Annotated in this window: 8 protein-coding genes; 5 read left to right on the top strand and 3 right to left on the bottom strand. The window is 74.0% G+C overall.

All coding sequences use genetic code 11. The features are described 5' to 3' along the window. Window positions 1-451: 451 nt before the first annotated feature. Window positions 452-1,564 (bottom strand): FAD-dependent oxidoreductase, encoded by a 1,113-nt coding sequence (locus ACJOT3_RS29870; RefSeq protein ID WP_406976476.1) that lies wholly within the window; start codon window positions 1,562-1,564, stop codon window positions 452-454. A gap of 53 nt (window positions 1,565-1,617) precedes the next feature. Between ACJOT3_RS29870 and ACJOT3_RS29865 the strand changes: the two genes are divergently transcribed. From ACJOT3_RS29865 to ACJOT3_RS29855, 3 genes are all read left to right on the top strand, one after another. Then, entirely contained in the window at window positions 1,618-2,307 is a 690-nt protein-coding gene (locus ACJOT3_RS29865) for a TetR/AcrR family transcriptional regulator (RefSeq protein ID WP_406976475.1), read from the top strand. 201 nt (window positions 2,308-2,508) lie between these two features. Then, entirely contained in the window at window positions 2,509-3,252 is a 744-nt protein-coding gene (locus tag ACJOT3_RS29860) for a dienelactone hydrolase family protein (RefSeq protein ID WP_406976474.1), read from the top strand. An 89-nt stretch (window positions 3,253-3,341) separates the two neighbouring features. Next, window positions 3,342-3,785: a nitroreductase family deazaflavin-dependent oxidoreductase gene (locus ACJOT3_RS29855; RefSeq protein WP_406976473.1), complete on the top strand. Its 444-nt coding sequence runs from the start codon at window positions 3,342-3,344 to the stop codon at window positions 3,783-3,785. A gap of 58 nt (window positions 3,786-3,843) precedes the next feature. Here ACJOT3_RS29855 and ACJOT3_RS29850 read toward each other — a convergent pair whose 3' ends face one another. Continuing rightward, window positions 3,844-4,317, bottom strand: a complete 474-nt coding sequence (locus ACJOT3_RS29850) for an RrF2 family transcriptional regulator (RefSeq protein WP_406976472.1) — start codon at window positions 4,315-4,317, stop codon at window positions 3,844-3,846. Window positions 4,318-4,413: 96 nt separating this feature from the next. On the opposite strand from ACJOT3_RS29850, the gene ACJOT3_RS29845 reads away from it, so the two are divergent. Then, window positions 4,414-5,163: an SDR family oxidoreductase gene (locus ACJOT3_RS29845; protein WP_406976471.1), complete on the top strand. Its 750-nt coding sequence runs from the start codon at window positions 4,414-4,416 to the stop codon at window positions 5,161-5,163. Between the two features lie 25 nt (window positions 5,164-5,188). Here ACJOT3_RS29845 and ACJOT3_RS29840 read toward each other — a convergent pair whose 3' ends face one another. Beyond that, complete coding sequence (locus ACJOT3_RS29840) at window positions 5,189-5,773, bottom strand: TetR/AcrR family transcriptional regulator (RefSeq protein ID WP_406976470.1); 585 nt, start codon at window positions 5,771-5,773, stop codon at window positions 5,189-5,191. 90 nt (window positions 5,774-5,863) lie between these two features. Here ACJOT3_RS29840 and ACJOT3_RS29835 point away from each other — a divergent pair. After that, on the top strand, window positions 5,864-7,655 hold a 1,792-nt coding region (locus ACJOT3_RS29835; RefSeq protein ID WP_406976469.1), incomplete at its 3' end, for a PEP/pyruvate-binding domain-containing protein.

Below are 7,655 nucleotides of genomic sequence, written 5' to 3'. Positions count from 1 at the left end.
CCCCAAATGCGACAACGAACGCTGCAACCCCGACCGGGCCTCGCCCCGCTACCGCACCGTCATCCGCCTCACCCCCGACGGCGAACCCATCGCCGCCCCCTGCCCCACCTGCGGCCACAGAACCCCGGCCACCACCCTCGCCGCCTGACCTTGCCCTCTCCCTCTCTGGAGGAGATCCTCACCTGCACCCGGGTTCTCGGCCCCACCGCTGCGACCGCCCTCCATCACGCCACGTTGCTCGCGCACACGATTCGCGGCGGCCTCCAACGGGGGGCAATGGATCTGATCATCGCGGCGCACGCGATGCAGAGCGGGCGAATCCTTGTGAGCAGGGATGCCGAGGTCAAGTTCGGGGACCTCCCAGGCGTCGTGGCCTTGGACGTGGAATAGGCCGGACCGGGTCGGTCACCATCTGTCGGGGCCGGCCCGGCCGTAGAGGTCGCGCGAGCGGTCAGGATGGCTGGACCCGGTCGAAGAAGGCGACGGCCCGGGCCGGGTCCGGGCTCACCAGGCTTTCCAGGCCGTCCGTCGTGATCTGTGCCCACACCCGGGCCCGCGCCCACATCCGTTCCTCGAAGGCGCGCACGGCCGTATCCGGGTCCCCGGGGTCGGCGGCGATGGACTCGGCGAGTTCGGCGCCGTCCAGCATCGCCAGGTTCGCCCCCGCCCCCAACGGGGGCATCAGGTGGGCCGCGTCGCCCAGCAACGTCACCCCCGGGACGTGAGCCCAGGTGTGGGACACCGGCAGGACGTGCAGGGGCCGGTACACGAAGGCGGTGCCGTGGCGCAGCAGGTCCACGACCGGTGCGGCCCAGCCGTCGAACAGGCCCAGCAGATCCGGGGGCACCGCCCCGGTGCCGGACGGGCCCGCGGGCCCGTCCGGCGGGGTGCGGAACTGGGCGTACACCTTGACACGTCCGCCGCTGTTGCGCTGGGCGACGATCGCCCGGTTCGCCCCGTACACGGCCAGGGAACCGTCGCCGATCAACCGGGCCAGGTCGGGGTGGTGGGTGTCGACGTCCTCCAGGGAGGTCTCGACGAAGGTGACACCGGTGTAGTGCGGTACCACCGGAGAGAGTGCCGGGCGGGTCCGGGACCAGGCCCCGTCCGCGCCCACCACGAGGTCGAACACCTCCTGTCGCCCGTCCGCGAAACGGACCGGCACACCCTCCCGGGTCCCCGGCTCCACCTGAGCCACCGCCTGCCCCCACCGGACGTCGAGGGGGCCGAGCAGCAGGTCGCGGAGCTGCCCGCGGTCGATCTCGGGGTTGGCCCGCTCGTCCGGGCCGGGACGCCAGTCGCGCAGAACCCTCCCGTCCGTGTCCAGGATGCGCATGGCCTGCCCCTCGGGGCGGGCCAGCGCCCGGAACCCCGCCAGTAGCCCGGCCTTGTCCAGCGCGAGCTGGCCCAGTCCTTCGTGCAGGTCCAGCGTGCCGCCCGCGGGACGGGCGTTCGAGGCCGGGTCGCGTTCGAGGATGGTGACGGGGTGGCCGTGGTGGTGTAGGACGCGGGCGAAGGTGAGGCCGGCGAGACCGCCCCCGACCACGGCGATTCTGTGTCTCATGTCGATACACTGTATTGAGTCGGTTCGGTGTATCGCAACGGTACGGTGTGACCATGACCGTGTGGGACCGCCCTGAGCCACCGCCCCGCCCCGTGCCGCTCGACCGGGAGCGGATCGTCGCCGCCGCCGTCGCGCTGGCCGACGGGGGCGGGCTAGAAGAGGTGTCGCTGCGCAAGGTCGCCGCCCGGCTCAACGCGGGCCCGATGCGGCTGTACGGATACATCGCCACCAAGGAGGAGCTGTTCGACCTCATGGTGGACGAGGTTCACGCCGAGATCATCCCCGCAGAACCCCCCGGTGACTGGCGCGAGGCGCTGAGCGGACTGGCCCACCGCACCCGGCGCACCGCCCTGCGCCACGAATGGCTGGCCGACCTGCTCGGCGGCCGCCCCGCCCTGGGCCCCAACAGCCTGGCCGTGACCGAGGCGACGCTGGCCTCTCTGGACGGCCTCGCCGACATCGACACCGCCATGCGCGCCGTGGAGACCGTCAGCTCCTACTTCATCGGTGCGATCAGGCGCGAGGTCACCACTCGGCGGGCCGAACGCGCCACCGGCCTGTCCGAACGCGAGTGGCAGCGCGCCTCGGGCCCGCACATCACGAGAATGCTGGCCACCGGCCGCTTCCCCACACTCGCCAGGATCGTGCACGAGGGCACGGACGTGGACGCCGAGACCTCCTTCGCCACCGGCCTGGACTGGGTTCTGGACGCCGTGGCCGCCAGACTCACCCCGCCGGCGTGACGCCCGGCCGTCGACTTCGGGCGGCGGAAAAACCGGTGGCGGACCGCCCTGACCATTGCTAACCTGCGCGTGGCCGTGCCAGAGACCGAGGAGGTGGTACCCGTGAACGCAGTTTCGACATGGGTGCTCCCCTCGGGGGTCACGGTCGGGCGATAGGTCGTCCGGGAGCGCCGTTCACGAGCACTCCCGAAGGACACGACCATGCACCTCACCCTCACCGCCGAGCGGCGCCTCGACGGCGGCGTCCTCGAACGCGCCTTCACCCTCGACGGGATCCCCGGCCTCCTGTGGACACCCGCAACCGAGTCCACCCCGGAACCGGCGCCCCTGGTCCTGCTCGGCCACCCCGGCGACCTGCACCGCATGCACCCCCGCCTGGCGGCGCGGGCCCGGCACTGCGCGGCGGACGGCTTCGCCGCGGCCGCCATCGAACTCCCCGGCGGCGGCGACCGCCCCCGCTCGCCCGAGGCCGACCAGGCCCGCGCCGACCTGCAACGGGCACTGGCGGCCGGGGAACGGCCGAGCGAGGACGTCATCGACCGGCTGGTCCTGCCCCTGGTCGATCAGGCCGTCCCCGAGGCGCGGGCCGCCCTGGACGCCCTCCTCGCACTGCCCGAACTCGGCGGCCCCGTCGGCTACTCCGGCGGGATCATCTCCATCGGCGTCCGGCTGGCGCTGGTCGACCCGCGCATCGCCGCCGCCGTCCTCTTCGCCGGCAGCTACGTCCCCCGCACGATGTTCGACGAGGCCCGCCGCCTCACCCTCCCCCTGCACGTCCTGCTCCAGTGGGACGACGAGGGCAACGACCGGCAGCTCGCCCTGGACCTGTTCGACGCCTTCGGCTCCCCCGAGAAGACCCTGAACGCCAACATGGGCGGGCACACCGGCGTCCCACCGTCCGCGGCGGGGGCCGCCGCCCGGTTCCTCGCCCGGCACCTGCGGTAGCGCCGGGCCCCGGCGCGTCGGCCACCCGGCGCGCCGACACGCGGGCGCCCTCCCGCTCCCCGGGCGGCCGGTGCTGTTTGACTGGGGTCATGCCTTTGCACGGTGAATACGAACCCAGCACCTCCACCCGGGCCCGCGAGCAGGTGGAGCTCTATGAGTCCTCCGGCGGCACCGAGGGCACCACGCTGTTCGACCTTCCGGTCGTGGTGCTGACCTCCATCGGCGCCAAGACCGGGAAACTGCGCAAGACGCCCCTGATGCGGGTCGAGCACGAGGGCCGCTACGCCGTCGTCGCCTCGCTCGGCGGCGCCCCCGAGCACCCCGTCTGGTACTTCAACCTCAAGGCCGACCCGCGGGCCGAACTCCAGGACGGGCCCCGGCGGGGCGACATGGTGGCGCGCGAGCTCACCGGCGCCGAGCGGGAGCTGTGGTGGGAGCGCGCGGTCGCGGCCTACCCGCCTTACGCGGACTACCAGGCCAGGACCGACCGGAGGATCCCGGTCTTCGTGCTGGACCCCGCCCGGCACGACTGACACCGCGGCCCGCCCCCGCCCCCCTTGCGCTCCCGGCGGTCGGGCAGGTGGGCGGGCGTCAGCGTGCCGTGGCCAGGCGGGAGCGGGTGCGGGCCGCGGTGCCCGGGGCCAGGGTGGCGAGGATGTCGGCGAGCGTGGTCCCCGCCAGGCTGTGGCGCCACGCCTGGTGGGCCTCGGCCATCCGCCGCGCCAGCACGCAGGTGTCCTCGCACTCCTCGGGCGGCAGCGCCCCCACCCCCCGCTGCCGGATCTCCGCGCACACGTACGGCGAGGAGGCGCCGTCCACCGACTCCACGATCTGTAGCAGGGTGATCTCCGCGGCGGGCCGCGCCAGCCGGAACCCGCCCCGCGGGCCCGGCGTCGCGCTCAGCAGCCCCGATTTGACCAGCGCCTTCAACTGCTTGGCCAGGTAGGGAGCCGGCAGGTCGAAGTACAGGGCCAGCTGGGCCGTGGAGGCGGTGTCCCCCGCCTCCAGCTGGGCCAGGGTGGAGGCGCAGTGCAGCACCCACTCGGTGCTCGCGGGAAGCTTCATACCGCCATCCTATCGGAGATATTGTGGATCTTTTTAGTCCACGATATGTTCGGCCCATCGACCATCGACCACCGACGAACGAAAGAAGGACCCGCCATGCGCGTCGCCGTCGCCGGGGCCACCGGCAACATCGGCTCCCTCACCGTCGCCGCCCTGCGCCGCCACGGCCACGAGGCCGTCGGGATCAGCCGCTCCCTCGGTGTGGACCTGGCCACCGGCCAAGGCCTCGATGAGGCCCTGCGCGGAGCCGAGGCGGTCATCGACGCCACCAACATCCCCGCCGGCGACCGCGACACCTCGGTGGAGCACTTCGCGCGCCTGACCCGCACCCTGCTCGGCGCCGAGGAGCGCGCCGGGGTGCGCCACCACGTCCTGCTCTCGATCACCGGCATCCACCGGGTGGAGGGCAACCCCCACTACGCGGGCAAGCGCGAGCAGGAACGCCTGGTCCAGGAGGGCCCGGTGCCCTGGACGATCGTGCCCGCCACCCAGTTCCACGACTTCGCCGCCATGGTGGCCGGGTGGACCGAGCGCGACGGGCGGGCCCCCATCGCCCCGCTGCTGGTGCAGCCGATCGCCCCCGCCGATGTCGCCGACATCCTCGCCGAGGTCGCGGTGGGCGCGCCCCGCGGCCGCCACGCCGACATCGCCGGACCCGACACCCAGGACCTGGTGGACATGGCCCGGCGCACCCTGCACGCCCGCGGTCGCCGGGTGGACCTGGTGCCGACCTGGTCGGGGATCTTCGGAACGTCCATGGCGGGCGAGGTCCTGCTGCCCGGCGCGGACGCCCGCATCGCGCCGACCACCTTCGAGGAGTGGCTCGCCACCCAGCGGGCCTCATAGAACAGGCCGGGAAGGGCCTGGAAGGCTAGAAGATCAGGGCGAGGTGGGCGTCCAGCGCGGCGACCGCCTCGCCCTCGTCGCACTGCCGGGACAGCACCTGGAGCCCCAGCCCGTCGACGAGCGCCAGCAACCCGGCCGCCGCCCGTTCGGGGTCCACCCCCTCCGCCCCGCCCGCCCGCACCTGGTCGGCCAGGAAGGCGCGCATCTGCGCGGCCTCCTCGCCCAGCCCCGACACCATCGACGGCTTGGTCGCGGCGTAGGCCAGGAACGCCAGGGACACGTGCCCCTCCAGGCGGCGCGTCTCGTCCAGCGGCAGGATCTGCGACAGCAGCGCCCGGACGAGCTCGCGCGGCGACGTCGGCGGAGCCGCGGCCGCCTGGGCCGTGGACCGCTCGCGGATCCGGTCCATGACCATGGTGACGGCGAACGTCATCATCTCGTCCTTGGTGCGGAAGTAGTGCTGCACCATCCCGGTCGAGACTCCGGCCTCGGCCGCCACGTGCCGCAGGCTCACCTTCTCCAGGCCCTGGGCGGCGGCCAGGCGCATCAGCGCGTCGGCGAGCAGTTCCCGGCGCTCGCGGCGCTCGTGGTCGTCGATCTTGCGGGGCATGCGGCCCACCCTACATTGCGACTGTATTGCCATGCGGGTACATTGCAGTCGTATTGCAGTGCTGTCGTATCGCGAAGAAGGGGTGTCACCATGACGACCGTGCTCGACCTGACCGCCATCGACCCGCGGCGGCGCGACCTGGTGGGCGGCAAGGCCGCGGGCCTGGCCGCGCTCATCGGCCTGGGCGAACGGGTCCCCGACGGCTTCTGCGTCACCACGTGGGCGCACCGCGACGGCGAGGTGCCCGAGCGGGAGGTCCTGGCGGCCTACGCCCGGCTCGGCGGCGGCCCGGTCGCCGTGCGCTCCAGCGCCACCGCCGAGGACCTGCCCGACGCCAGTTTCGCGGGCCAGCAGGACACCTTCCTGGGGGTGAGCGGCGCAGAGGACCTGCTCAAGGCGGTCCGCGCCTGCCGGGACTCGCTCCACAGCGACCGCGCCACCGCCTACCGCGAGGCCGCCGGCATCGCCCACGGGGACGCGCACATGGCCGTGGTCGTCCAGCGGATGGTCGACGCCGAGGTGGCGGGCGTGCTGTTCACCGCGAACCCGCTCACCGGCACACGCGGCCAGAGCGTCGTGGACGCCGCCCCCGGACCGGGCACCGCCGTGGTCGACGGGACCACCACCGCCGACCACTACGTCCTGGACGACACCCCGCCCACCGGACACGGCTGCCTCACCCCGGCCCGCCTGGCCGAACTCCGCGAGACGGGCGAGCGGCTGCGCGACGCCCTGGGCGCCGAGCAGGACATCGAATGGGCCTACGACCGCGACGGCACCCTGTGGCTGCTCCAGGCCCGGCCGATCACCACCCTTTTCCCGCTCCCGGCGCCGAGCACGCACCCGGGCACCCGCCTCTACGTCGAGTTCGGGCACGTCCAGGGCATGCTCCGCCCCGCCACCCCCATGGGCATGGCGACCCTGAAGAACATCCTGGCGGGCATGCTCGCCGCCTTCGGCCTCACCGCCCCGGTCGTCGACATCGGCGGCCGCCTCTACGGCGACCTGACCGACGCCATGCGCGACCCGGCGATGAGGCGGCGCCTGGTGGGGCTGATGGCCGTCGACTTCGGGCCGCGCGCCCAGGCCGTGGTCGAGCACATGCTCGACGACCCCCGCTTCGCCCCGCTGTCCGCCACCCGCAGGCGCGGCGCGGCCGCCCTGGCGGCCGGACCGCGGGCGGCGGCCGGGATCCTCGGCGCGCTGGCCCGCCCCGCGGCCGCCCGGACCCGGGTCTTCGACGAGCTCGAACGCCTGCGGCGAGAGCCCGTCACCGACCCGCCCACCACCGCCGAGCTGCTGGACCTGGTGGCTGAGGACTCCTCCCGCGTCGACCCCATCGTCTGGCCCGTCGTCAGCGGCCTGGTGGCCTCCGCCGCCCTCACGCCCCTGCTCAAGGGCATAGCCACCGACGAGGAGATCGCCACCGTCCTGAGCGGCATGCCCCACAACGTCACCCTCCAGATGGACCTCGCCCTGTGGGAGGTGGCCCGCGCCGCCGCACCCCACCGGGACCTGCTGATCGACACCCCGCCGCACGAGCTCGCCGCCGCCCACCTGGCCGGCGGGCTCCCCGACCTCGGCCTGGACGCCTTCCTGGACCGCTACGGCGTCCGCTCGGCCGCCGAGGTCGACGTCGGCGTCCCGCGCTGGTCGGAGGACCCGGCCCCGGTGTTCGCGGCCCTGGCCGGCTACCTGCGGGTCACCGACCCCGGGCAGGCCCCCGACCGGCGCTTCCACCGCGCCGCCGCCCGCGCCGAGGCGATGCTCGCCGAACTCTCCGAGCGGGCGCGCCGCGCCCGTCCGGTGCGCGGCCGCATCGCCGCCTTCTTCCTGCGCCGGGCCCGCGAGCTGGCCGGGCTGCGCGAGGCGGGCAAGTTCG

It is taken from the genome of Nocardiopsis protaetiae, assembly GCF_045446735.1.
GTDB classification, from domain to species: Bacteria; Actinomycetota; Actinomycetes; order Streptosporangiales; family Streptosporangiaceae; genus Nocardiopsis; species Nocardiopsis protaetiae.
This window is presented reverse-complemented; position numbering and strand designations above follow the sequence as displayed.